Source organism: Shewanella metallivivens, assembly GCF_028750675.1.
GTDB classification, from domain to species: Bacteria; Pseudomonadota; Gammaproteobacteria; order Enterobacterales; family Shewanellaceae; genus Shewanella; species Shewanella metallivivens.
On sequence record NZ_JAQQPZ010000003.1, the window covers coordinates 208,132 to 233,364 of the forward strand.

The 25,233-nt window shown below is 42.7% G+C and carries 19 protein-coding genes and 6 tRNA genes; 3 read left to right on the forward strand and 22 right to left on the reverse strand.

Features of this window, described 5'->3' with window-relative positions; genetic code table 11:
• The first annotated feature begins 17 nt into the window (after nt 1-17).
• Nucleotides 18-509, forward strand: coding sequence for a 5-(carboxyamino)imidazole ribonucleotide mutase (gene purE, locus PQR79_RS06235; protein ID WP_238107028.1), 492 nt, complete (start codon nt 18-20; stop codon nt 507-509).
• On the forward strand, nt 509-1,591 hold the full coding sequence (gene purK, locus PQR79_RS06240; RefSeq protein WP_238107027.1) for a 5-(carboxyamino)imidazole ribonucleotide synthase: 1,083 nt from the start codon (nt 509-511) through the stop codon (nt 1,589-1,591). Before purE ends, purK begins: the two co-directional genes overlap by 1 nt.
• Before the next feature lie 54 nt (nt 1,592-1,645).
• On the opposite strand, the gene PQR79_RS06245 is transcribed toward purK, so the two are convergent.
• The 5 genes from PQR79_RS06245 to PQR79_RS06265 all read right to left on the reverse strand — a co-directional run bounded on the left by PQR79_RS06245 (nt 1,646) and on the right by PQR79_RS06265 (nt 8,190).
• Entirely contained in the window at nt 1,646-2,248 is a 603-nt protein-coding gene (locus PQR79_RS06245) for a transglycosylase SLT domain-containing protein (RefSeq protein ID WP_238107026.1), read from the reverse strand.
• A 133-nt stretch (nt 2,249-2,381) separates the two neighbouring features.
• Complete coding sequence (locus tag PQR79_RS06250) at nt 2,382-2,834, reverse strand: hypothetical protein (protein ID WP_238107025.1); 453 nt, start codon at nt 2,832-2,834, stop codon at nt 2,382-2,384.
• Between the two features lie 2 nt (nt 2,835-2,836).
• Nucleotides 2,837-4,462, reverse strand: a complete 1,626-nt coding sequence (gene gshA / locus PQR79_RS06255) for a glutamate--cysteine ligase (protein ID WP_274408422.1) — start codon at nt 4,460-4,462, stop codon at nt 2,837-2,839.
• A 366-nt stretch (nt 4,463-4,828) separates the two neighbouring features.
• Nucleotides 4,829-7,684 carry a M16 family metallopeptidase gene (locus PQR79_RS06260; protein ID WP_303648329.1) on the reverse strand — a complete coding sequence of 952 codons (2,856 nt, stop codon included), beginning with the start codon at nt 7,682-7,684 and terminating at the stop codon, nt 4,829-4,831.
• An 86-nt stretch (nt 7,685-7,770) separates the two neighbouring features.
• Nucleotides 7,771-8,190, reverse strand: a complete 420-nt coding sequence (locus tag PQR79_RS06265; RefSeq protein WP_238107215.1) for a YqaA family protein — start codon at nt 8,188-8,190, stop codon at nt 7,771-7,773.
• Nucleotides 8,191-8,499: 309 nt separating this feature from the next.
• Here PQR79_RS06265 and PQR79_RS06270 point away from each other — a divergent pair, with 309 nt between their 5' ends.
• Nucleotides 8,500-9,750, forward strand: a complete 1,251-nt coding sequence (locus PQR79_RS06270; RefSeq protein ID WP_238107024.1) for a dicarboxylate/amino acid:cation symporter — start codon at nt 8,500-8,502, stop codon at nt 9,748-9,750.
• An 81-nt stretch (nt 9,751-9,831) separates the two neighbouring features.
• On the opposite strand, the gene PQR79_RS06275 is transcribed toward PQR79_RS06270, so the two are convergent.
• From PQR79_RS06275 to recA, 17 genes are all read right to left on the reverse strand, one after another.
• The gene (locus PQR79_RS06275; RefSeq protein ID WP_372942834.1) at nt 9,832-10,995 is read right to left on the reverse strand and encodes an alginate export family protein; all 1,164 of its coding nucleotides are present in this window, start codon (nt 10,993-10,995) and stop codon (nt 9,832-9,834) included.
• 169 nt (nt 10,996-11,164) lie between these two features.
• Nucleotides 11,165-12,037, reverse strand: a complete 873-nt coding sequence (locus PQR79_RS06280; protein WP_238107022.1) for an ABC transporter ATP-binding protein — start codon at nt 12,035-12,037, stop codon at nt 11,165-11,167.
• Between the two features lie 10 nt (nt 12,038-12,047).
• Nucleotides 12,048-12,980 carry an ABC transporter permease gene (locus tag PQR79_RS06285; RefSeq protein ID WP_238107214.1) on the reverse strand — a complete coding sequence of 311 codons (933 nt, stop codon included), beginning with the start codon at nt 12,978-12,980 and terminating at the stop codon, nt 12,048-12,050.
• Between the two features lie 72 nt (nt 12,981-13,052).
• Nucleotides 13,053-14,441: a CmpA/NrtA family ABC transporter substrate-binding protein gene (locus PQR79_RS06290; RefSeq protein WP_238107021.1), complete on the reverse strand. Its 1,389-nt coding sequence runs from the start codon at nt 14,439-14,441 to the stop codon at nt 13,053-13,055.
• A 405-nt stretch (nt 14,442-14,846) separates the two neighbouring features.
• Nucleotides 14,847-15,977 carry a sodium ion-translocating decarboxylase subunit beta gene (locus tag PQR79_RS06295; protein ID WP_238107020.1) on the reverse strand — a complete coding sequence of 377 codons (1,131 nt, stop codon included), beginning with the start codon at nt 15,975-15,977 and terminating at the stop codon, nt 14,847-14,849.
• Nucleotides 15,978-15,986: 9 nt separating this feature from the next.
• Nucleotides 15,987-17,777: a sodium-extruding oxaloacetate decarboxylase subunit alpha gene (oadA, locus tag PQR79_RS06300; protein WP_238107019.1), complete on the reverse strand. Its 1,791-nt coding sequence runs from the start codon at nt 17,775-17,777 to the stop codon at nt 15,987-15,989.
• A 13-nt stretch (nt 17,778-17,790) separates the two neighbouring features.
• Nucleotides 17,791-18,033: an OadG family transporter subunit gene (locus PQR79_RS06305; protein ID WP_238107018.1), complete on the reverse strand. Its 243-nt coding sequence runs from the start codon at nt 18,031-18,033 to the stop codon at nt 17,791-17,793.
• 1,011 nt (nt 18,034-19,044) lie between these two features.
• Nucleotides 19,045-19,121: transfer RNA gene (locus tag PQR79_RS06310), tRNA-Arg, on the reverse strand.
• Between the two features lie 67 nt (nt 19,122-19,188).
• Nucleotides 19,189-19,280, reverse strand: a tRNA-Ser gene (locus PQR79_RS06315).
• Between the two features lie 7 nt (nt 19,281-19,287).
• Nucleotides 19,288-19,364: transfer RNA gene (locus tag PQR79_RS06320), tRNA-Arg, on the reverse strand.
• Nucleotides 19,365-19,390: 26 nt separating this feature from the next.
• Nucleotides 19,391-19,467 (reverse strand) — tRNA-Arg (locus PQR79_RS06325).
• Between the two features lie 27 nt (nt 19,468-19,494).
• Nucleotides 19,495-19,571, reverse strand: a tRNA-Arg gene (locus tag PQR79_RS06330).
• A gap of 23 nt (nt 19,572-19,594) precedes the next feature.
• A tRNA-Ser gene (locus tag PQR79_RS06335) sits at nt 19,595-19,686 on the reverse strand.
• A 250-nt stretch (nt 19,687-19,936) separates the two neighbouring features.
• Nucleotides 19,937-20,134 carry a carbon storage regulator CsrA gene (gene csrA / locus PQR79_RS06340; protein ID WP_238107017.1) on the reverse strand — a complete coding sequence of 66 codons (198 nt, stop codon included), beginning with the start codon at nt 20,132-20,134 and terminating at the stop codon, nt 19,937-19,939.
• A gap of 426 nt (nt 20,135-20,560) precedes the next feature.
• Nucleotides 20,561-23,185: an alanine--tRNA ligase gene (alaS, locus tag PQR79_RS06345; protein ID WP_238107016.1), complete on the reverse strand. Its 2,625-nt coding sequence runs from the start codon at nt 23,183-23,185 to the stop codon at nt 20,561-20,563.
• A 245-nt stretch (nt 23,186-23,430) separates the two neighbouring features.
• Nucleotides 23,431-23,673, reverse strand: a complete 243-nt coding sequence (locus PQR79_RS06350; protein ID WP_238107015.1) for a regulatory protein RecX — start codon at nt 23,671-23,673, stop codon at nt 23,431-23,433.
• 223 nt (nt 23,674-23,896) lie between these two features.
• Nucleotides 23,897-24,958, reverse strand: a complete 1,062-nt coding sequence (gene recA / locus PQR79_RS06355; protein ID WP_238107014.1) for a recombinase RecA — start codon at nt 24,956-24,958, stop codon at nt 23,897-23,899.
• Between the last annotated feature and the right edge of the window lie 275 nt (nt 24,959-25,233).

Consider the following 25,233-nt stretch of genomic DNA (forward strand, 5'->3'; position numbering starts at 1 on the left):
TACGTTAAGGAGTTAACATGCAAGCCCTAGTTGCTGTTGTGATGGGTTCGAAAAGTGATTGGCCGACAATGGAAGCCGCCGCAGAAATAATGGATAAGCTAAAAGTGCCTTATCATGTTGAAATTGTTTCAGCTCACAGAACGCCAGACAAGCTAATGGAATTTGCAAGTTCTGCTGCAGATAAAGGCTTTAAAGTCATTATTGGTGGCGCAGGCGGAGCAGCCCATTTACCAGGCATGATCGCCTCAAAAACTCGCTTACCTGTACTGGGCGTGCCAGTACAAAGTAAGGCACTATCTGGCATGGACAGTCTATTATCAATAGTACAAATGCCAAAAGGTATTGCTGTGGGCACCTTAGCCATTGGTACTGCTGGCGCATTTAATGCGGGCTTATTAGCTAGCCAAATTTTGGCGGTCACCGACGCAGATTTAGCCGCTCGCATAGAGGCGTTTCGTGATGAACAAACTCGCTCTATTCTTGATAATCCCGATCCGAGAGAAGACTAATGACTTTGCCAAAAAATCTTTGGGTATTAGGCGATGGTCAATTAGGTGCCATGCTCTGCCACGCAGGTCAACCATTAGGTATTAATGTACGTCCGGTTGATATTATGACGCCATCGGATGTGCAATTGCCGCTATTGGCTGACGACATCATTACCGCTGAACGTGAACAATGGCCAGAATCGCAACTGAGTTTGCAATTGAGCCAGCACCCACATTTTATCAATGGCCCCGTATTTGGCCGTTTAGCAGATCGTTTTACTCAAAAAAGTCTGCTTGATGATTTGTCGGTTGCGACCTCGCCATGGCAACTTGTCGATGACAATACCCGCACTGACACACTGCACAGCGCTTACGGTGAACGGGTATTGTTAAAACGCCGCACCGGTGGTTATGACGGTAAAGGTCAACACTGGTTAAAACAAACTGAAGCGACTACGATTCCTGATGATTGGCGTAATGAAGCCATTGCCGAGCAAGCGATTAACTTTGATGAAGAAGTGTCGTTAGTGGGCGTGCGCACCCAAGATGGCCGCTGTTTATTTTATCCGTTAACACTGAACCTACATCAAGACGGTATCTTAATGGCATCGATTGCGCCACTAAGCCGTTTAGCACCACTACAAGCCGAAGCTGAAAACATGTTAAGCAAGGTCATGAATGGTCTTGATTATGTGGGGGTGATGGCAATGGAGTGCTTTAGAGTTGGCGAACATCTTATGGTTAACGAGCTTGCCCCTAGAGTACACAACTCAGGCCATTGGACCCAAGCAGGCTGTCATATCAATCAGTTTGAACTGCATTTACGCGCATTGTGTAACTTACCCATGCATCAACCACAGGTGAATTTTCAATGTGTGATGGTTAACTTGATTGGTGTCGATAAAGATGACCGCTGGTTAAGTCTGCCAAATGCTGAGCTGTTTTGGTACAACAAAGAAGTGCGAGTAGGCCGTAAAGTGGGCCACTTAAACTTGTCTGTGCACAATAAAGCCATGTTAGATGACAGCATTCAACAACTTAAAAGCTGGATGCCACAGCAATATCAAGCGCCTTTAGATTGGATTTTGGCCGAGTTTGCTTAGTACATCTGATTAACGACAAAAGGAGCCTAGGCTCCTTTTTTATTATGACTTAATTTACCACCACCAGGATGAATCTAAATCATCTTTGCATTTAGCATATTGAGCTGCGTAGCGTCTGGCACGTTGGTCGACTTTGTTAGCAACGGGTACCAACCATTTTTTCGCTTTGTAAGAGCCGCGCTTATAGCCCCCCCAACCTTCGTGATAATTTAAATATTGGTTTTTAGCATCCCATTTAGACACACCATTAATTTTATGGGTTTTATAAATAAACCAGCCCATGAAATCCATGGCATCGTCAAAGTCGCTGCGGCTTGACCAACTGTTTCCCGTTTCGCGTACATAGTCGTCCCAGGTCATGGTTTTCGCTTGCGCATAACCATAAGCATCACTGGCCCGCCCTGTAGGGATAATCCATAAAAAGTATTGCATCGGTGGTGCGGCATCATGCCTAAAACCACTTTCTTGATACATCATTGCTAAAGGGATATGCACTGGCACGCCCCACTTTTCGCGGGTGTCGACAGCGGCATCATACCAATCATCGTGTTCTTCAAAAATGGCACAGATATTATCAGGATCTTGCGGAGGTGAGGTGGCACAACCAGTCAGTTGCAATAACAAAACAGAGCTAACAACAGCTAAAATACGCTTCATAACACCTCGGTTTATACGTGAGGCTAACGGTTGTCGCTAACCCAAAAATAACAATTGAGGCATAGAGGTCGACAACGCCATCCCAAGCCTATGATGATACTATGAGTTTTACATCAATAAATCACTAATGCAATTAAGGTTCCGATTTCATCTCACATTGATGAGGTTCAGTTTGCCACACAACGGGCTGCCAATATCCCGTATTTTGACCAATATAAATCCGATCGATATTGAACTGAGCTGCAATATGATAACGCTGTTCAGCATTCACATCGATGCTCAAAACTTTCACTTTACGCGCCGCTAATGACACTTTAAGTTCTGGTGCGTTAATCAGTTCAGCAACAGTAAACTCATGCTTACCAGGAGTTAAGCGATAATTGGGTCTAGAGATAACCGGTACGCCATCAAGATGCGTCACCACTACGCGGTAAAGCTGGGCACTGTTATCTGGCGCGAGATAACTAGAAACAGTGCCACAAACGACAGTATCATCAGGTGAAGACGCGCAACCGTGCAAAACAGCAAATGCCAAACACATTGCGGTAGGTCGCGCTTTGTTTCGCCATGACAATCTGACGCTCATGATTACTTAGCCTCAAAGGTGCCTGCTGGCACTACGTCTTTAAAATACTGCTTTAAAAACTCACTAAAAGTGTCTTGGGGTTGCTGTTCAATCTTTTGTTGCTCAGCTAACGAGGCTTTGGCCTCATCTGCATAACATTGCTCAGTTTCATCGCTAAGCGGGTAATGGTTCAAAAACTCATGATAATCTTTTGCTAATTGGTGAACCCAAACACTGTGATCGGTACCTTTAACAACAACTTCATGAATCACACGACCTGACAAGGTTTTATCTGGTTCATCAATGGCTTCAGCCCAAGTATTTAGTGCAATTTGATATGCATGACTGTCTTCGCCGTCAAGTAATACCGCAAGGGTTGAAAGCTCAGCAAATAACTCATGCATCCACTCTTTTAAACCAATGGTTTGACCATCGCGTTGTAAAGTTAATCCCGGTTTGCGACCTTCAAGCACCACGGCTTTTAAGTTAGCAGCAATTTCAGCTTCGCCGGCTTCATCAGTGTCTTTTGACGGTGACAATAAGCAATGCAATAAAAACAGGTCAAGAAAACGCACTTGGGTAGCATCAATGCCGACAGGACTAAAAGGGTTAACATCTAATGCTCGCACTTCGATGTATTCCACGCCAGCACGCGCTAATGCTTGCGAAGGCTTTTCGCCTGATTTAGTCACACGTTTTGCCCTAATTGGCGCATAAAATTCATTTTCGATTTGCAAAATATTGCTATTCAGTTGACGGTAATCACCATCAACATTAACACCAATTTGGGCAAATTTTTTCGACGGCATTTTAATCGCAGCGCCCACACCTTCGAGGTATTCTGGTAATGAGTTATAGCTGATATTTAAGGTGTCTTGTTCTTTGTTGGTATAGCCTAAATCACTCATGCGTAACGAGGTTGCATAAGGTAAATACAAAGTCCCTTTGCCGGTTTTTTCAAACTCAAAATCAACATCTTGATCTTTAATAAATGATCCACATAAGGCAGGTGATGATCCAAATAAATACGGTAACACCCACACTAAACGGCGATAGTTACGGATAAGTCCAAAATAAGACTCAGAGATAAAGTCTTCAAAAGTAATACTCTTGCTGCAGCAAGCATTGCCATTGCCGTTAGCCATTTTGTCATCATACAGGCGCTGCCATAACTCATTTGAAACCGAAAAATTAAAATGCACCCCAGCAATAATTTGCATTAAAGCGCCATAGCGGTGGGTTAACCCTGTACGATATAGTGTTTTCATTTTACCGGTATTAGAGTTGCCATAACGCGCAACCGGAATATTGGCAACATCGCCGACATAACACGGCATGCTCACAGGCCACAGTTTTTGACCATTAAGATTGCGCACTGTGTAGGCATGAGTTTGGGTTAAGCCTTCAAGCAAATCATCGATACTGTGATTCACAGGGGTAATAAATTCAAGTAATGCTTCGCTGTAATCGGTGGTAATTCGCGGGTTAGTCAGGGCTGAGCCTAATGCTTTTGGGTGTTCGTCTTGAGCTAGATGACCGTTATCGTCAATACGCAATGCTTCACGTTCAATACCACGTAACATGCCCAATAATGCCTCACGGCCTTGAGTATTGTTTAAGTGTTCGACTTTTTCATTGAAAGACTTCAATTTACTACTCTCTTTTTTGGATTCGCATTGCGAGTAAACAGCTAGACCTGATAATAAAGGATATTGTTACTAATTTCGCAAAAAATGTATCACTACGTCAGCGAAACATCACGCTAACGACATTAAATAAAAACGGCAACACGTTGCGGTTACCGTTCATAAGGTCTAACTCATTAACACTGTCGGTATAATGCAAAACTATCTAGCCTCGACTTACCCATTCAACGTAAATTCGACACCAATATAGTTTGATCTATTACATTAAAAAAGCCAGCTAACTTAGTAAGCTGGCTTAATTTTACAATATGAGGTTAACACTGAGTTATTTCAAGTGCCAGTGTTAACCAAAGCGTATCAATTGTTCAACTACTCAGCAAGCGTTACTGTTTCAACCTGATACCCTAGCGCTTTTAAGTTAGGTTCTACACTGGTTTTATCACCCACAACCAAGATCACCATATCATCAATGTTTAATAACTGACTCGCAAGTTGATTTAACTCTTGAGCTGAAATGTTATTGACAATTTTATCTTGCTCCGCAGTAAAGTTTTTGTTGAGTTGATAACGTTGAATCATCCGTAAAAAGCCTGCTTTTTGATACGGTGTTTCATACTCAAGCGCTTGACCTTGGGCAATTGAGTTGCGCATAAAGGTCAGCTCATCATCTGTCATGCCTTTTGCCTGGTACTCGGTCAGCTCATTAACAAACTCCATTAAGGCATCGGCGGTCACATCACTACGTACACTAGCGTAAGCCATAAACTCACCCGTGTCTTCAGCACCTACAAACATCGTGCGCGCCCCGTAGGTGTACCCTTTGTCTTCACGTAAGTTAAGGTTAATACGACTATTAAATGCACCACCTAATGGGTAGTTCATCAGGTATGCTTTAAAGTAATCGCCAGTGGCATCGTAGGCTAACGATGTTTTACCTATGGTTATTACAGATTGCGCCGCTCCCGGTTTATCAATCAAATAAACAGTGTTTTTAGGGTGCGTTGGCGATGCGGCTAATGGTGCAACTTGAGTCGCCTCTCCTTGCCATTGTGAAAATAATGACAATTTAGGCATTAACTGTTGTTGATTTAAATCAGAAACCACCACCATTTGTGCATTACCTGCACGATATTGTTGTTGGTAAAATTGTTTTACATCCGCTAACGTTAGTGCAGACAATGACTTAACTGTGCCATTGCTGCTAACCCCCATAGGACTGTTGGTGCCGTAAAGTAATGCTTTAAAGCCTGTGCTGGCAATGTAGTTAGGATCGGATAATTGGTGCTGTAATCCCTGGATAGCTTGTTGTTTAACGCGCTTAAAGTCAGCCTGTAAAAAACCTGGGCTGAATAAGCGCTCTTCCACCAACGCCAAGGTCGCATCGAGATTTTCAGTTAAACTCGATACTTTAATGTAGCTTTGAGAACTGCTCGCGCCAAAAGAAATACTTGAACCTAGCATGTCTAATGCACCAGCAAGCTCTTCACTGCTGCGTTTAAGGCTTGACTCGTTAAGCATTGACGCCGTTAAATCGGCAACACCGGCTTTATCTATTGAAGCTAAACGATGACCACCATCTAGGTATATTAATAGCTCGACAGTTGGCGTTTCGTTGCTTTCAGTGCCCATCACGCTGATGCCATTTTCAAGCTTAGCTTGCCAAAGTTGTGGCACAGTAAGCAACGGTGCAGCAGAAGATGTGGGCATTTTACTGCGGTCAAAAGATGATTTAGCAAATGTGGTACCCGTTAATCCGGTAACCGCTTCTTGTGCTATCGGCATCACCTTAGGTGTAAAGTTGTCTTCATGAGCAATTAACTGTGTTTGCCCTTCAGGTACCACACTCATTACCACCATAGGTTTGTTTTTTATGTAGGTGTTAAATACCCGCATAACGTCAGCTTTGGTGACGTTGGCATACCGAGCGAGATCTGATGCCACCATGTCTGGCTGCCCAAAAAAGGTTTGGTTGGCCGCTAATGTCGACACCTTCCCTTGCACACTTTGCATGCCAAAAATGGTGTCGGCTTCAAACTGTACTTTCACTTTTTGTAAGTCGTCATCGGTCACACCGCGTTGCTCAAACTCAGCGATGGTCTGGTTGACTTTAGTTTCAATGTCAGCAAGGTTGCCTCCTTTTGCAGGATTGGCAACTGCATACAAGGACATCTGGCATGCAAGCTCTTGACATGGATGACTGACACCGGCTTGTACAGCAAAACCTTCTTTGACTAAATTTTTATAAATAAGCGATGTTTTGCCACCCCCTAAGATATTAGCCAATAAGTCGAGCGCGGCTTCATCTTTATGTTGTGCATATACGGTAGGGAAGCCGATATAAAGTAGCGGTAAATGGACTTTGTCTTCCATCGAAATATAACGCGTTTTGTCTAACGTGACTGCTGTTTTTACATCGGGCTTAACGTCAGGGCCGCGTGGGATTTCGCCAAAGTATTGATTAACCCAGGCTAAGGTTTGGGCTTCGTCAAAGTCGCCACCAATGGTCAACGTTGCATTATTTGGCCCATACCAACGTTGGAAGAAATGCTTAACATCACTTGCGGTTGCACGGTCTAAATCTTCTGGCCAACCAATAACTGGCCACGAGTAAGGATGCCCAGCAGGATACAACGCTTGATTGAAACGTTCATTTAAACGGCCATATGGGCGGTTATCAATACGCTGAGCGCGTTCATTTTTCACCGTTTCTCGTTGTACTTCAAACTTTTTTTCGGTTAATGCGGGCAGTAAAAAGCCCATGCGATCAGACTCTAACCAGAGCATTTTTTCAAGCTGATTACTTGGTACGGTTTCAAAGTAGTTGGTGCGGTCAGTGTTTGTGGTGCCGTTAAGCGTACCGCCAGATTCTGTCACCACTTTAAAGTGTTCTTCATCTTCAACATGTTGTGAGCCTTGGAACATCATGTGCTCAAATAAATGGGCAAAACCACTGCGCCCAGCAAGTTCACGTGCAGAACCAACATGGTAAGTCACATCAACATGCACTAACGGGTCTGATTTATCTTGATGTAAAATCACCGTTAAGCCATTAGCAAGTTGATACTTTTTATAGGGGATACTGACTTGATTTTCTACCTGGGCAACGGATTCAATTAAACTAACACCTTGAGGCAATGCAGCTACTTGTTGTACTTCGTGGGCACAGCCTGCCAATGCTGCACTAATGGCACTGGCCAACAACCATTTTTTTAAATGTAATTTCAAAATCGAGTCTTCCTTTTAACAAAGCGTCTAACGCACAACGGATACGTTATGCATTAGCCGGTTAATTCTAGATTCATTTTATCTTGTCATACCGACATAAAGATGAAAACAATCACACTGTAACGTAATATTTTACCGACGAATATCAGTAATGTTGATGCCATCAGTGGCCACTTTAACCAGCCCGCAAGTAGGCATAACACATCACCAATTAATGGCAACCAGGAAAATAACAACGCCCAGATTCCGTAGCGCTCAACCCACCCTAAAGCGGTTTGATGAGATTTGCTCTGAATGTCTTGTGGATTTTTTGCCAGCCGACCAGCACGTCCTAATCCATAACTGGTCATGGCACCTAAGGTGTTGCCTAGCGTGGCCATTAATAATAGTTGCCACCACATAGAGGGCGCATCATTGAGTAACGCCACCAGCAGCACTTCTGAACCGCCTGGTAATAAAGTGGCTGCTAAAAAGGCGCCAGAGAACATCATCCACAAATTTGTCATCACTTATTTTTATCTCGTAAAAAGAGTATGCGTTAACGAGCGATACCTTCGACCAACAAAAGCCGGTTTTGTTATTGAAATAAGTTTAAAAACAGCAAAAAATTAAAGTTATAATAACAAATCCACTTATTCTTATAAGTTATAACAAAATAACGTTGTCTGCTATGAGTTCAGTTCATACAATGCGATTAATCTTTATTAACCTTATGCGGGATGACAGGACGTTTTACAACGCCTCGCCCCTCTATATTAGCCCATTTAAATGCTGACCACTTGGCATAACACCGTGGGTTTACACTTGGAATTTACATGATATTGCAAACGCTCAATCGCATTCCGTTTTGGCAAAAAGTTATTGCTGGTTTTGTTTTAGGCACCTTAACCGGTATAGGGTTGGGTGAATCAGCCATTATATTAAAACCGCTTGGCGACTTGTTTATTAGTGCGATAAAAATGCTGGTCGCGCCGTTAGTCTTTTGTGCAATTGTGGTCAGCATTACCTCTCTAGGTTCACAATCAAACTTAAAAAGATTGAGCTTTAAAACGTTGGCCATGTTTATGTTTACGGGAACGGTTGCGTCGTTTATTGGCTTAACCATAGGCAGTCTTATCGACATGGGCGGTAACCTTGCGCTGGCCACATCTGAGGTGCGCGAACGCGATATTCCTGGGTTTGCCCAAGTGTTATTAAACATGATCCCAGTTAACCCATTTGCCTCATTGGCTGAGGGTAATGTGCTGCAAATTATTGTATTTGCTGCGTTGGTAGGCATTGCGATTAATGCTGTAGGCGAAAAAGCCGTGGCATTAAAAAATACCATTGAAGCGGGCGCGGAAGTCATGTTCCAGTTAACGCGTATGGTACTTAAATTAACCCCTATCGGTGTATTTGGTTTAATGGCTTGGGTGGTAGGCGAGTATGGCTTAAGCACACTTTTGCCGTTAGGTAAGTTTATTATGGCGATTTATATCGCTGCGCTTATTCACATTATTTTTGTTTACGGCGGCTTAGTCAAATTTGCTGCGGGTTTAAGCCCATTACAGTTTTTCCGCAAAGCCATGCCGGCGCAAGTGGTGGCGTTTAGTACCGCATCGAGTTTTGGTACTTTACCAGCCAGTACACGCTGCACTGAAGCTATGGGGGTGTCAAAGCGCTATAGCGCGTTTGTGTTGCCATTGGGTGCAACCATGAACATGGATGGATGTGGCGGTATCTACCCTGCCATTGCTGCAATATTTATTGCGCAAATTTATGGTATTCCATTAAATATGACCGACTACATGCTCATTGCGGTAACCGCAACGGTGGCTTCTGTGGGGACAGCAGGTGTGCCTGGCAGCGCAATGGTAATGTTAACCGTTACATTAGGCGTAATTGGTTTACCCCTTGAAGGTATTGCTTTTATTGCGGCCATTGACCGTATTATTGATATGATCCGCACCGCGACGAATGTCACAGGCGATATGATGACGGCGGTTGTCATTGGCAAAAGCGAAGGTCAGTTAGATGTAGACCAGTTTTACGCAGATGAATCGACCGCGCCGCAAACTCAGTCATAAAATACGTGTGCGATACAATCAACAAAAGCAAAAAAGCGAGCATCAATTGATGCTCGCTTTTTGTTATAGGGCACTGATAAATTAGAACTTAGCGTTTGCCCATAACCATACTTTATCTGCATCCACTTTACCGGCACCGGCATCACCCGCAGAATAAGCGGCATATTTAACACCAACAGTGTAATGCTTATCAATTGGTAAACTGAATACTAGATCGATTTCGTCACCTAAATCGTTAACAGTGGCACTTGCGTCATCGGCTTCAAAATCGTGATAAACCACTGCCCATTTACCACCTAAAACACTGCCGCTGACTGATACATAAGTATCTGCCAATCCTTGTGCTGGTGTTGCCAAGAATTGATCTGCCCAACCATTAAATGCATGCAAGGTCGCTAATGGCGTAGAAAATCCATATTCGCCGTCGTCAGAACCCAATAGCTCATAACCAAGCTTAACCGTTAAACCGCTAAAGCCTACACCGACTTCTGCAAGCATATAATCAGTAGAATATGATGTCGTTGCGGTATCTGTGTCTTGAGTTGCATAATCTACGGTATAAAGTAGTTTTACGTTATCAAAATCTTTGGCCCCCACAAAGCGAATACCATAGGTGTCAATACCATTTTCTACGTTGGTATCTTCTTCAAGTAAGTAGCCATATGCACTTAGCTTACCTAAATCTAAATTGTAAGATGCATTAAACACGTGATCTTTTGAGTCAATGTCTTTTACTTCTGCAAAAATACGGTTACGTTTGTATATGTAGCCATAATCAACGCTAAAATCGTTAATAGCATATTGCATGGTCACAGCATCAAACGTTTGACGATCTTGACGCCAACCAACATGTCCAATGAAGCGCATGTTATCAAGAGCCATGACTTGACGACCCACTTTAGCTTTAAAGCCATTACGTTTATATTGCAAGAAAGCTTGGTCTAACTCAGTGGTTTCTGGATCAGCAATAACAGAGTAAGCAGCATTGTGACCAATAGCATCATTGTAGTCATTTACCCCGGCAACACTGCGAGAGTCTTCAAACTCAACTAACGCGCTTAATCCATCATACTCGGCCGTAGCAAACGTTAAACGAGTGCGTAAAGTCAACGCATCAGCATCTTTTAACGCATTATCTTGTTCGACTGATTCATAACGTAAATTTAGGTCTATTTTTGCTGTGCCTTGGGTAATGGCATCTGCAACTGAATTAACATTGGTGTCAGCGGCATTTGCGCTGCCCATGGCTAATAATAATGAACAGGTTAATGCTGATAGAGTCGCTTTTTTAAAAGAGGTTAAATTTAAACAAGCTTTACCCGCAACTTGACTAGCAAGCAGTTTATTCTTCATCTTACATCCCTTGAATATTTGATTGTTACACGTTGTTGTGTGTACTTAAGTCGCTTGCAAGCTAACCGTTATTAATGGTAACGACTTTGTTAATTTTTTGCCGTGACATATCTTGCATTTTATTTACTTGTTTAGTTTGAGGCAGTGGTTCAACCTTGCGCTGCTTTTCATACAGGAATTTAAGCACTTCAGAACGCAATCGGTTATATTCAGTATCTTGAGCTAAGGCCAAGCGGTTTCTGGGACGCTCAAGCTCTACAGATAAAATATCACCCACGGTGGCTTCGGGGCCATTGGTCATCATGACAATTTTGTCTGACAACAATACGGCCTCATCGACGTCGTGGGTGATCATAATCACTGTGTTATTGAGCTGACTTTGGATCTCCATTAATGAATCTTGCATATGTGCTCGGGTGAGTGCATCAAGTGCGCCAAAGGGTTCATCCATTAATAGTACTTCTGGTTGCATGGCAAGCGCACGCGCAATACCGACACGCTGTTTCATACCGCCAGAGATTTCACCGGGGCGTTTGTGCATAGCATGATCCATGTGTACCAACTGCAAATTATGCTCAATCCATTGTTTCATTTCGATTTTATTCATTTTTCCAGCAAAAACCTGCTTTACCGCCAACTCAACGTTTTGATAGGCACTTAGCCAAGGCAATAATGAATGATTTTGAAACACCACCGCCCGCTCTGGCCCAGGGACTTTGACTTCAGTGTTTTTTAAAATCACTCCACCAGAACTGGCTTGATATAACCCGGCGACAATATTTAATACGGTTGACTTACCGCAACCAGAGTGACCAATTAACGAGACAAACTCACCCTGGTTTATTTTCAAATTAACGTCTTTGAGGGCAGTAAATGCTCCCTTAGGTGTTGGAAAAACCATATCAACACCACTGATATCTAAAAATGTACTCATTGTGTTTTCCTTATTGGTCCCAAGAAACCCAGCGTTGTAATGCTAAAATGCCTCGGTCAAGTAAAAAGCCAATAAAGCCAATCACCACGACGGCTGCCATAATGCGCGCTAATGAGTCAGAACTACCATTTTGAAACTCATCCCAAACAAACTTACCTAACCCTGGGTTTTGAGCTAACATTTCGGCGGCAATCAATACCATCCAGGCCACACCCAGCGATAAACGCATTCCGGTAAAAATCATCGGAATGGACGCCGGTAACACAATTTTTTGCACATGGGTGATGGCCGACAATCGCAGTACTTTACTGACATTAATTAAGTCGCTGTCGATACTCGACACCCCAATCGCGGTATTGATAATCATCGGCCACACGCTACATAAGGTGACGGTCAACATCGAGTTAATAAATGATTTTGATACTATAGGATCTGGCGACACATACACCGCACTCACTACCATAGTGACCAAAGGCAACCAGGCTAGCGGTGATACCGGTTTAAAGATTTGAATAATGGGGTTGATTGCCGCTTGTAAGCTGCGGCTTAGTCCCATCCAAATACCTAAGGGGATAGCGATAACCGCAGCCAATATAAAGCCACTCATCACTGTCACTAAACTCGTGACAATCTGATCCCAAAAGGTTTCTTTACCGGTGTAGCCTCGAATTTTTGCTTCATAACTTGGATCTTTTGCCAGCCGAGCCGCATTACGTGTTTCTTGGCGCTCAAAAAATGCCTGTGCTTTTTCGCGCTCGTTAACATGTTCTTGATATAAATTTTCAAACTGTGTCACTACCGCAACCGGTCCAGGAAACTGACCCAAAGACGTTTCGATGCTATTAGCTGTCACTGTCCATACGCTTAAAAATATGGCAATACCAATAAACGGTAGCAAGATCACTTTACTGAGTTCAGCCATTTTCACCATCACTCTTGCCATCCAGCCCCGTTCCATTAAGCGATTATGTGTCATCGACGTTAGACTATTCATGCCAGACTCCTTAGGCGTGTATTACAGCTTGTCACCTTGCTTTAAACCAATCGTAAATGAATTAATGTACGCATTGGGCTGGTTACCGTCGTACACTAAATTATCGATAAAGTGAGTTTGCGGCGCTTTAAATCCACTTTCGGTGCTAAAGTCAGGAAACGCACTCGCAGGAATTAATTTGTCGTCGATAAGCGATTGTGCAGCTTTGGCATAAAGATCAGGACGGTAAACCTTAGCTGCAACGTCTTTGTACCAATCGTCTGATTGATCTTGCTCAATTTGGCCCCAACGGCGCATTTGAGTTAAATACCAAATTGCATCTGAATAGTATGGATACGTGGCGTTGTGTCTAAAAAACACATTGAAGTCTGGCACTGCACGCTTGTCGCCTTTTTCATATTCAAAGGTGCCAGTCATACTGTTGGCAATCACGTCGTAATCTGCGCCCACATAGTTAGGTTGTGACAATATTTTTACCGCTTCTGGTCGGTTAGCATTGTTATTGTCATCCAACCACTTTGCTGCGCGGATGAGTGCACGTGTTAAACGTATGGTGGTATTAGGGTATTTTTCAGCAAACTGTGCAGTGATACCAAAGACTTTTTCTGGGTTATTTTTCCAGATTTCATAATCGGTCACTACCGGTACGCCAATGCCTTTAAACACCGCCTGTTGGTTCCAGGGCTCACCAACGCAATATCCGTAAATAGTGCCAGCCTCAAGTGTTGAAGGCATTTGCGGTGGCGGCGTTACCGACAATAACGCTTGTGCATCTATTTGCCCTGAAGTATCACCTTTGTGCGGCGCATAAAAACCAGGGTGAATTCCCCCTGCTGCCAGCCAATAGCGTAACTCGTAGTTGTGAGTCGATACAGGAAATACCATGCCCATATTAAATGGCTTACCCGCCGCATTAAATTCTTCAACAACCGGCTTTAATGAGTCGGCAGTAATTGGATGAACTGGTTTTCCGTCAGCTTGCTTGGCAATGTTCGGCTTCATTTTGGCCCACACATCATTTGAAACCGTAATCGCATTACCGTTTAGGTCCATTGAAAATGGGGTAATAATATGGGCTTGAGTGCCATACCCTATAGTGGCTGCAATAGGCTGGCCCGCGAGCATGTGCGCACCATCAAGGCGACCGTCGATAACGCCATCAAGTAAGACCTTCCAGTTAGCTTGTGCTTCGATGGTGACGTACAGTCCTTCTTCTTCGAAATAGCCTTTTTCATACGCGACAGCTATCGGTGCCATATCGGTTAATTTGATAAAACCAAATTTAAGCTCTTCTTTTTCTGGATAGCCGATTTCAGCATTGGCTGAAGCGATGCACAAGCTAGTGCCTATCGTTATCCCCAAGATGAGCGGCTTAGTCATCTGCTGTGTTATCGATGTTGCCCAAGTCATGTTAATTCCCCATTGATGAAAATTGCCCACAAAAAAGGCGCCTCGGATATCCGTGAAGGAATATCTCGATAGCGCCTTTGCTAAAAACTAATTTTTACACGTTATATATCATACGGTTAAATAAAAACTTAATACCTAACCACTCATACAATACTGTTAACACGTATAAAGAGTAATATTCATCATTCGTGCCAATCTGTTAAATGCATGATTTAACTTAAATTGTTAAATTTCAGTTAACAACGCGTAATACCATAACAGTGCAACATTACAGCATTAATGCACCAATATGTTCCAAAAGAGGTAGGCCATAAACGAATAAAGCCAGTGCAAGACACTGGCTTTATTTAAGATAAAATCTTGGTGTTTAAACAACCATTTTATGGTTGTATCGACAACTTGGGATTAACCAAGCACCGCAAGCAAGACACCAGCAGCGACCGCGCTGCCCAAAACACCTGCCACGTTTGGCCCCATTGCATGCATCAGCAAGAAGTTTTGATTGTTGGATTCTAAGCCCACTTTATTGACAACCCTTGCTGCCATTGGCACAGCTGATACTCCCGCAGCACCGATAAGCGGATTCACCTTGCCGCCAGATAGCTTACACATCAATTTAGCCATTAATACTCCTGCGGCAGTGCCAATACTAAATGCCACTGCACCCAAGACTAAAATACCTAGCGTTTCAATACGTAAAAACTGCTCAGCAGACAATTTAGAGCCCACAGCAAGTCCTAAGAAAATCGTCACAATATTGATTAATTCGTTTTGCGCTGTTTTAGACAAACGATCAACCACGCCTGATTCACGCATTAAGTTACCAAGACAAAACATGCCCACTAATGGGGTAGCTGCAGGTAAAAACAAAATGGTCATTCCCAATACCATCAATGGGAAAATGATTTTCTCTTTTTTACTGACCTCGCGCAGCTGCTCCATTTTAATTTCACGTTCAGCTTTGGTGGTCAGTAACTTCATAATAGGCGGCTGAATTAACGGCACTAATGCCATGTAAGAATAAGCGGCAACCGCAATAGCACCCAGTAACTCAGGGGCCAGCTTAGAGGCTAAGAAAATCGCGGTTGGGCCATCGGCCCCCCCAATGATGGCAATAGCAGCAGCATCTTGCATGCTAAACTCAAACCCAGGCACTAAGTTAAGCGCAATGGCACCCAGTAAAGTTGCAAAAATACCAAACTGCGCCGCCGCACCTAATAATAATGTTTTAGGGTTGGCAATTAAGGCCCCAAAGTCGGTTAAGGCTCCCACGCCCATGAAGATAAGCAGTGGAAAGATGCCGGTCTCAATACCAACATGGTAGGCGTAATAAAGTAAGCCCCCCTCTTCTGTAAAGCCCGCATTTGGAATATTCGCTAAAATCGCACCAAAGCCAATGGGTAATAGTAAAAGCGGTTCAAAGCCTTTGGCGATGGCTAAAAATAGCAATAAACAGCCTACGCCCATCATTAATAGTTGGCCACCCGTAAAGTTGGCGACCCCAGTTTCTGACCAAAAGGCCATTAATCCTTCCATTTTGACCTCTTATGCTAATGCAAGTAATGCTGAGCCCACTGTTACACTGTCACCTTGCTTAACGGCGAGGTTTGTCACAACGCCGTCTTGCTGAGCACGAATTTCGGTTTCCATTTTCATTGCTTCAAGAATGATCATGACTTCACCTGATTTAACCGCTTGACCATTGTTAACCAGTACCTTAAAGATGTTGCCTGACAAAGGCGCCGCCATAGTGCACTTAACTTCACCCGTAGGTGCAGAGGGAGCCGCTGCAACCGGGGCTGGGCTTGCCGATACAGGTGCTGCTGTTGGGGTGATTTGACTGATATCACCGCCTTCGCTCACTTCAACAACAAAGCTTTGTCCTTCAACATTGACCGTATAAGTTTGTGGCCCTTTATCAGTGTTAGCGTTTACTTGAAGATCCTCAGCACTTGGAACAGGTTCAAACGCATCTGGATTACCGCGATTTTTCAAGAACTGCAAACCAATTTGATTAAATAGTGCGTAAGTCATAACATCATCATCAGATTCAGTTGCTAACACAAAACCTTGCTCTTTGGCTTTTTCTGCTAATTCTGTGCGTAATTTATCAAGCTCAGGCGCAATTAGGTCAGCAGGACGACAAGTAATAGGCGCTTCACCTTTTAACACTCGGGCTTGTAGCTCAGCATTGACAGGTGCTGGCGTGGCGCCATATTCACCTTTTAATACCCCCTCGGTTTCTTTGGTCATCGATTTGTAGCGCTCGCCCATTAGCACGTTGATCACTGACTGTGAGCCAACAATCTGAGATGTAGGGGTCACTAGAGGTAAGAAACCCAAATCTTCACGCACCCGTGGGATCTCTTCAAGTACGGCATCCATCTTGTCTGCTGCGCCCTGCTCTTTTAATTGGTTTTCCATGTTGGTTAACATGCCGCCAGGCACTTGAGCACGTAAAATACGTGAATCAATTCCTTTTAATGCACCTTCAAAACGGACGTACTTTTTACGCACATCACGGAAATAAGCCGCAATTTCTTCAAGCAACACCATGTCATAACCGGTTGCTCTATCGGTATCTTCAACCATAGCAACAAGCGTTTCAGTTGCACTGTGACCATAAGTTTGACTCATTGATGATATCGCGGTGTCTAGAACATCCACTCCAGCTTCAATGGCTTTTTGATAGGTTGCCGTGCTTAACCCTGTGGTGGCATGACAATGCATTGAGATCATTAAGTCGGTTTGTGATTTTAAGCGACCAATCAGTTCATAAGCTTGCATAGGTTTCAGCAAGCCGGCCATGTCTTTAATACATAAAGAATCTGCGCCCATGTCTTCTAAACGCTTAGCCATATCCACCCAAGTATCGATAGTGTGCACAGGGCTTGTGGTAAATGAAATGGTGCCTTGTGCGTGTCCACCAACGTTCTTAACCGCTTTTACAGCTGTTTCAAGGTTACGCACATCGTTCATTGCATCAAAAATACGGAACACATCCACACCGTTGGTATGAGCGCGTTCAACAAAACGAGTTACCACATCATCAGCGTAATGGCGGTAACCTAATAGATTTTGCCCACGTAATAACATTTGTTGTGGGGTATTAGGCATGGCTTTCTTTAATTCACGAATACGATCCCAAGGATCTTCGCCAAGATAACGAATGCAAGAGTCAAAGGTTGCTCCGCCCCAAGACTCAAGAGACCAGAACCCCACTTTGTCTAGTAAAGGGGCTATCGGCAACATATCATCAATACGTAAACGTGTTGCGAGTAATGATTGATGGGCGTCACGCAGTGCGACATCGGTTAATGCTAATGGCTTGCTCATAATGACTCCAAAATTATTTTGCGCGGTATTGATGTATCGCAGAGGTGATTGCTGCAACTAACTTAGGATCTAAGCTAGTGTCTAACGCAGTATTAGAAGGTGCTTGCGGTGCGGGAATATACGCCACCGGTGCAGGAAAAAGCTTTGCTACAATGCCAATACCTATGATTAAGATACTTAAAAAAGTAAACACTAAGCCCATGCCCATTATCATGATGCCCAGCGCATCCGATAATTGCTCAGATATCGATGTCATGTTTCCTCACTTTTTATCAAACAATTAAAATCAGCAGATTTGACCAATATGTTTTAAATCAATGCGATATAGATATTTATCCCGCAGTTAAATCTCAAAAAAATCACACATTGTCCCAAACATTAACAGCAAGCTAATTAAGCAAGCATAAATATTCAAATCAAACGTCATTCAACACCGTGGTTTATCTAAGTTAAACGGCTTATTTAAACACGTTAAACTCAAAATCTTGTCACAAAATATAAACAAAAAATGGCTACAATACTATCCCTTTGTAAATTGGTCTTACCATAATAAACGCCCAACATCGGTGCAGGTTAATAAAACCCAAAATAAACACCATAAAAATAAAGATTCAATAATATTTATGCCTTTTTTTAGTGATACACAATAAAATCGTTAAAATTAACGATTAAGCAACATGATAAAATAGTGCAAATAAATTTTTACCTTCGTTAAAAAGCGTTTATTTAATCACTTTATATGAATATAAATACACATCAACTAAGTATTGCCCCTTTTTAGATCTAGATATCATTCATCAACCTCATCCTTTCATCTTCTAGAGAGAGAAATGACTTGATTCGTTCAGTAAACAGGTTGAAAGGCATAGCAGATAGTCGTTAAGCATGTCTAAGTATTTAAAGTGGGTAAAGTGGGTATTGTAGATATTCTGGGTTAGTGGGTAACAGGAGGTGATAGCGAATACGGAATTGCAGTGATACCAATCCGCATTAGAATTTGCTCTTTTAGCGAAAGTTATCAGTGAGGTATTCGAGGCAGCCTTTTGAGGGCATAGTGCACTATGTTAAGAAAGGCTAACAAAGAAGACCACGCTGATAAATTCGCCCTTCGGGGTTGCGTCACAAACCCCATTACGGCTTCAAATGAATTTGATGTAGATAACTACACCTGCAGTCATTTTCATTGTACTGGGGCTAATGGAATACGAGACATCATATATTTTATTCATAAAAAAACGCCCTGTAATCATACAGGGCGTTTTTGTTATGGTGCGCGTGGGAGGATTCGAACCTCCGACCGCCTGGTTCGTAGCCAGGTACTCTATCCAGCTGAGCTACACGCGCAAAATCGGTAAAACATGCCATTCAAAATTTTATCTTAACCATTATAGCTAGTAAATAAAATAATGAATGGCGGAGAAGGAGGGATTCGAACCCTCGATGGGAGTTAAAGCCCATACTCCCTTAGCAGGGGAGCGCCTTCGGCCACTCGGCCACCTCTCCGCAAAAATGGTGCGCGTGGGAGGATTCGAACCTCCGACCGCCTGGTTCGTAGCCAGGTACTCTATCCAGCTGAGCTACACGCGCGAAATTTGGGTTTTGTTGCAATATGATGGTGCGCGTGGGAGGATTCGAACCTCCGACCGCCTGGTTCGTAGCCAGGTACTCTATCCAGCTGAGCTACACGCGCAATCATATTTATCACATTAATAGTTAATGGTGCGGATGGGAGGATTCGAACCTCCGACCGCCTGGTTCGTAGCCAGGTACTCTATCCAGCTGAGCTACATCCGCATCGATTTAACTATTGTAAGAAATGGCGGAGAAGGAGGGATTCGAACCCTCGATGGGAGTTAAAGCCCATACTCCCTTAGCAGGGGAGCGCCTTCGGCCACTCGGCCACCTCTCCGTTTTCTTGGCGCACATATTACTGTTTGACGAAAATAAGTCAAACCCTTTTTAGGAAACCTAACTTCATTTGGACTGTTTTTAATCACATTGGAGATAATAGCCTCAAATACTCATGAAAACTGTATTCTTTTTTACGAATATTATTTTAAAAAATGATTTTGAAAGACTTTTTAAAAAAGCTTATTTGCCCAAAAAACAAAAAAGCCAGCAAACGCTGACTTAGTTTATATCGGACCAATAATCCGAAATTAGTAGTTTCCACCTTCAGAAGATGAACCTGACTTCTCAGATTGAATACGTTGGTAGATCTCTTCACGGTGAACTGATACTTCTTTTGGTGCGTTAACACCAATACGTACCTGGTTCCCTTTAACACCTAAAACCGTAACGGTGACTTCATCACCAATCATTAATGTTTCGCCTACACGACGAGTCAAAATTAGCATTCGGTTGCTCCTTTAGTTCAATCTGCATAACACGCTCTGTCCGTAATATGCGTTCATTATAAGGTCTGCACTTAATAAAATCATAGTATCTATTTCAAAATACGTCCGTTTATAAGGCATTATCTATTCGGAAAACTTAAAAACCTTGGCGATAAACCATTTATTCATACATGACGACTTAAAATAGGCCGCATTTATCATCACGTCGTTAAATCAATCTAAACAGTAAAATCAAACGCAAAACATCCGATATAACACTGGAGTCTAAAGACGCTAAATTAACACTAGTGCAAAGCTCAACAAACTCTTCTACCGCTAGCGAGTCACTTCACTATGCCAAATCTACTGTTCGCACTCAAGTTATAAAGTTGAATATCATAGACTTTATAACTTAAGTGTCGACTAAATCATGAAATCATGAATAAATCAGCTCAAACGCTCAGAAATCCATGGTTCAACAGATGCTAATGCAGCAGCTAGGTTTTCAGGTTGCGTACCACCTGCTTGCGCCATATCAGGGCGTCCACCACCTTTACCTCCCACTTGTTGAGCCACCATTGCAACCAATTCACCCGCTTTAACTTGTTTAGTTAAGTCATTGCTGACACCTGCAATCAGGTTAACTTTGCCGTCTTTGGCGGTGCCAAGCACAATAATGGCTGATTTAAGCTTTTGCTTTAACTCATCTTGTAAACCGCGCAGTGAACCCGGATCTACACCTTCCATCATTTTTACCAACACTTTCACGCCATTAACATCAATAGCATCACCGGCCATATCTGCACTTGCCGCAGCAGCTAACTTATCTTTAAGTTGCGATAAATCTTTCTCAAGCTGTTTCACTTTATCAAGCTGGGCTTTTAATTTAGCCACGACTGACGCGTTGTCAGATTTTAGTAATTGTGCAGCTTCATCCAGCATCGCTTGTTGCTCGGCAACATAACTCATTGCCGCAGCACCAGTAACGGCTTCAATACGGCGAACACCCGCAGCAATACCGCCTTCTGATGTGATTTTAAATAACCCAATATCACCTGTACGGCCAACGTGGGTACCACCACATAACTCGATAGAGAAGTCGCCCATTGTGACTACGCGTACCTGCTCATCGTACTTTTCACCAAACAGCGCCATAGCACCTTTCTCTTTGGCTTCATCAATGGCCATTTCAGCTGTTTTTAATTGATGATTACGACGGATTTGAGTATTAACAAGATCTTCAATCGTTTTTAACTCTGATGGCTTTACGGCTTCAAAGTGTGAAAAGTCAAAACGTAAACGCTCAGGATTTACAAGTGAACCCTTTTGCGTAACGTGAGAGCCTAATACTTGACGCAATGCGGCATGCAATAAATGAGTCACAGAATGGTTTAATTGCGTACGGTGGCGTAATTTTTTATCCACTTGTGCTGACAACGTTTGGCCGACGATTAATTGACCTTGAACTAATTCGCCTTGATGACCTGTCGCTTGACCAAATTTTTGAGTGTCGTTAACGGTAAACTCAATGCCTTGAGCACTTAAAACACCCTTGTCACCAACCTGTCCGCCTGACTCAGCGTAAAATGGGGTGTTGGCTAACACAACAATAGCTTGTTGACCGGCTATAACACTTTCTACTGCCTTACCATCAACATATAGCCCTGTGACAGTCGACTCACCAGTTAACTCGCTATAACCACAAAATTCAGTTTCAGCATCAATGATTAAATTGCTGTTGTAGTCTGCACCAAAGTTACCCGCCGCTTGTGCACGACTTCTTTGTTCGGCCATCGCGGCTTCAAAACCGGCTTCATCAACATTAATGTCACGTTCGCGACAAACGTCAGCGGTCAAATCAACAGGGAAACCATAAGTGTCATACAATTTAAAGACGGTTTCACCATCTAAGGTATCGCCTTTAAGGTCGTTCAACGCGCCATCTAGAATAACCAAACCACGCTCAAGAGTGCGGGCGAATTGCTCTTCTTCTGCTTTTAGTGCTTTTTCAACGATAGCTTGCATGGCTTTTAAGCCGTTTGCAGCATCGCCCATCACGCTGATTAATGTTGGGACTAATTTATAGAAAAATGCTTCGTTAGCGCCCAACTTGTTACCATGGCGGACAGCGCGGCGAATAATACGTCGTAGCACATATCCACGGCCTTCGTTTGATGGCATAACGCCATCTGCAACTAAAAACGCACATGAACGAATATGGTCAGCAATAACGCGGAGCGATTTATTTTCTAAATCAGATACACCTATAATTTCAGCTGCTTTAGCAATTAATTGCTTAAAGATATCGATCTCATAGTTTGAATGAACACCTTGCATAATGGCCGCAATACGCTCAATCCCCATGCCGGTATCCACCGAAGGCTTAGGTAGAGGTAACATTTCGCCGTCTGCTTGACGGTTGTATTGCATAAATACAATGTTCCAAATCTCAATAAAACGATCGCCATCTTCTTCAGGTGTGCCGGGACGGCCTCCCCAAATGTGATCGCCATGATCATAGAAAATTTCACTACATGGTCCACAAGGACCAGTATCACCCATCTGCCAGAAGTTATCTGATGCGTAAGCGGAACCTTTATTATCACCAATACGGATCATGTTCTCAGGTGCAATACCAATTTTTTGAGTCCAGATATCATAAGCTTCATCATCGGTTTCATAGATAGTGACGCATAGACGCTCTTTTGGCAGTTTTAGGGTTTCAGTTAAAAAGGTCCATGCAAAACGAATGGCGTCTTCTTTGAAGTAATCACCAAAACTGAAGTTACCTAGCATTTCAAAAAAAGTATGGTGACGTGCGGTATAACCTACATTGTCTAAGTCATTGTGCTTACCACCTGCACGAACACAACGCTGAGAAGTGGTTGCGCGCGTATAATTACGCTTATCCATGCCTAGGAACACATCTTTAAATTGGTTCATACCCGCATTGGTAAATAACAGTGTTGGGTCGTTTGTGGGAACGAGTGAGCTGCTATCAACAACCTGATGTCCGTTATCTTCAAAGTACTTTAAAAAAGCACTTCTTAACTCTGCTGTAGTCTGAAACATGAAATGGCCCTGAAATAGAAGAATACAAAAGTAACCAGCTTGACACGCAAGCCAATAAATGAAGGCATTATATACTGAATTTAAGGAAATAAGCGAGACGAGTAAACCGATTATCATCTGAGTAAAAAACGATAATTACTCAATAATTTTATCGTAAAAATGGCGCAATAGCGCGGATATTTGCAACGACCATGGTATTAAGGAGGTTTATTAAAGATGACTTGGGTCATCTTAAGGCGTTATCGTTATAAATCTGACTCGTAGGGGTCAAAATCAAAGGCATAAGCAATATGTTCAAATAAAGCATTGACCAATAAGATAAAGAATACAACGCGATTATTCTTTTTTATTATCTGCAGTTGATATGCCATATTTTCTAAGGCTTTTGTTTTACACATCTCAAGCCAATCACAATCGCAGCGGTCAATGGCCGCTTCAATGCTCTCTTTGGCTAAACCTTTTTGAGCCAAAGCTTGCTTGAGTTTCACACTTTAATGACCTTTATTGATGTGGTTATTAATCAAACTAACGGCATAATGGTAATCGTTTACGTCATCATGTGTTTCGCTGCAATCCAGAGCTTGTCCTATATTCTTGCTTATCAAAATAATGTCACTTTTGCTTAAGCCTAAAACAACAAAAGTCGCGGCGCACAATAAACGCAACCGCGACTGATTAAGCACACAGGCTCATAAACTAGGCAAACCTAGATTAAAATACTTCACCCGTTTCTAAATCGATATTTTCATCACCGTCATCAGCATTTGATAAACTGCCGCCACTTGCTAACAATAATGAGCGTAGCGTGGTATCAATTTCTTTAGCGACTGCTGGGTTTTCGATTAAGTATTTACCTGCATTAGCACGACCTTGACCTATTTTGTCACCTTTATAGCTGTACCACGCACCGGCTTTGTCCACTATTTTGTGCTGTACACCTAAATCAACTAATTCACCGGTACGATTGATACCTTGGCCATAAAGAATTTGAAATTCAGCTTGTTTAAATGGTGCTGCAATTTTGTTTTTAACCACTTTAACGCGAGTTTCGTTACCCACCACTTCATCACCGTCTTTCACTGCGCCAGTACGACGAATATCTAGACGAACTGAAGCGTAGAATTTAAGTGCATTACCACCTGTTGTGGTTTCTGGATTACCAAACATAACACCAATCTTCATACGAATTTGGTTAATGAAGATAAGCAAAGTATTTGACTGCTTAAGGTTACCCGCAAGCTTACGCATTGCCTGGCTCATCATACGTGCCGCTAAACCCATATGTGAATCACCAATTTCGCCTTCGATTTCAGCTTTAGGTGTTAATGCCGCAACCGAGTCAACAATGATCACGTCAACAGCACCAGAGCGTGTTAGTGCATCACAAATTTCAAGCGCTTGCTCACCCGTGTCTGGTTGAGAACACAGCAAGTTATCGATATCGACACCAAGCTTTTTAGCGTAGATAGGGTCTAGCGCATGTTCGGCATCAATAAACGCACAGGTCTTACCTTCACGTTGTGCTGCAGCAATCACCTCAAGTGTTAAGGTCGTTTTACCTGATGACTCTGGTCCGTAAATTTCAACGATACGGCCCATTGGTAAACCGCCTGCACCTAAGGCGACATCTAATGAAAGTGAACCGGTAGAGATAGTTTCAACATCCATTGTGCGATCTTCGCCCAATTTCATAATTGAGCCTTTACCAAATTGCTTTTCAATTTGGCCTAAAACGGCGGCTAGTGCTTTCTCTTTGTTTGGATCAACCTTCATTGTAAAACCCTCTTAAGGCATTCAATACGTTTAGTAAAATGCGTTTTGTATTTAGGTGAAATGCTGTCACTCATCTCAATATGTTCATCAGTATACTGTATAGTCATACAGTATCAAGTGCTGATCGTAATTTTTTTTATTTTGAGTTAATTTGCCTTTGGACATCAATATTTTATCTCACAAGCAATTTTTATTATGAATTGATTTATACCCTGAAGATAAAAATTGTTAAGATTAGCGCCATAAAGTTTCATAGCCAAGATTGATAGAGTGAA